Source organism: Collinsella sp. AF39-11AT (assembly GCF_003474585.1).
In the GTDB taxonomy this organism is placed as follows: Bacteria; Actinomycetota; Coriobacteriia; order Coriobacteriales; family Coriobacteriaceae; genus Collinsella.
The window spans coordinates 1-1,267 of the sequence record NZ_QROG01000054.1 but is presented as its reverse complement, the minus strand read 5'-3'; the positions used below and the strand labels follow the sequence as shown (position 1 = coordinate 1,267).

1 protein-coding gene is annotated in these 1,267 nt (G+C 65.3%); it reads left to right on the top strand.

What is annotated here, in order from left to right:
- Positions 1-24: 24 nt before the first annotated feature.
- Positions 25-1,266, top strand: coding sequence for an arginine deiminase (gene arcA, locus DW037_RS10395; protein ID WP_117584235.1), 1,242 nt, complete (start codon positions 25-27; stop codon positions 1,264-1,266).
- The last annotated feature ends 1 nt before the right edge of the window (position 1,267 follow it).

Sequence of the window (1,267 nt, the reverse complement as noted above, 5' to 3'; positions counted from 1 at the left end):
GGCCCGAAAGAAAGGTAGGAGGCCATGACGAAAGGTCTGCACGTGCCTTCCGAGATCGGCAAGCTCAGGAAGGTCTGCCTGCACCGTCCCGGCGACGAGCTCCTCAACCTGCCGCCCGACGAGCTCGAGCGACTCCTGTTCGACGACGTCCCGTTCCTGGAGGTCGCGCAGCAGGAGCACGACACCTTCGCCCAGATCCTTAAGGACCAGGGCGTGGAGGTGCTCTACCTCGAGAACCTCGTCGCAGAGGTGTTCGACCAGGTCCCCGGCGCCCGCGCCGAGTTCACCGACCAGTACATCGCCGAGGCAGGCATCCGCGGCCAGCAGATGCCGCAGATCGTCCGCGAGAAGCTGGACTCCATCGAGGACAACCTCGAGTTCGTCAAGAAGACCATGGCCGGCATGACCAAGGCCGAGATCGACATGCCCCTCACGGCGTCCACGACCCTCGACTCCCTGGTCAACTCCGAGTCCGAGTCCGACCTGATCATCGACCCGATGCCCAACCTCTACTTCACCCGCGACCCGTTCGCGGTCGTCGGCGAGGGCGTCAACCTCAACCGCATGTACTCGGTCACCCGCAACCGCGAGACCCTGTACGGCAAGTACGTCTTCAAGTACCACCCCGACTACAAGGACGTCTCCCTGTACTTCCGCCGCGACTGCCAGTTCCACACCGAGGGCGGCGACGTGCTGAACATCAACGAGAAGACCCTCGCCGTCGGCATCTCCCAGCGCACCCAGGCGGCCGCCATCGACGTCATGGCCCAGAACATCTTCTGGAACTCCGACTCCAAGGTCGAGCGCATCCTGGCCTTCGACATCCCGGTCTCCCGCGCCTTCATGCACCTCGACACGGTCTTCACCCAGATCGACGTCGATAAGTTCACGATCCACCCCGCCATCATGGGCACCCTGCGCGTCTACGAGCTGACCGCCGGCAAGAACCCGGGCGACGTGAACATCCGCCTGATCGAGGACACCCTCGAGCACGTCCTGGAGGACGCCACCGGCGTCGACCAGGTCAAGCTGATCCCCTGCGGCGGCGGCGACCCGATCGCGGCCTCCCGCGAGCAGTGGAACGACGGCTCCAACACCCTGTGCGTCGAGCCCGGCAAGATCTGCGTCTACGCGCGCAACACCGTCACCAACGACGTGCTGTACAAGGAGGGCCTGGACCTTCTCGTCGTGCCCTCCGCCGAGCTCTCCCGCGGCCGCGGCGGCCCGCGCTGCATGAGCATGCCCTTCTGGCGCGAGGACCTCTAAG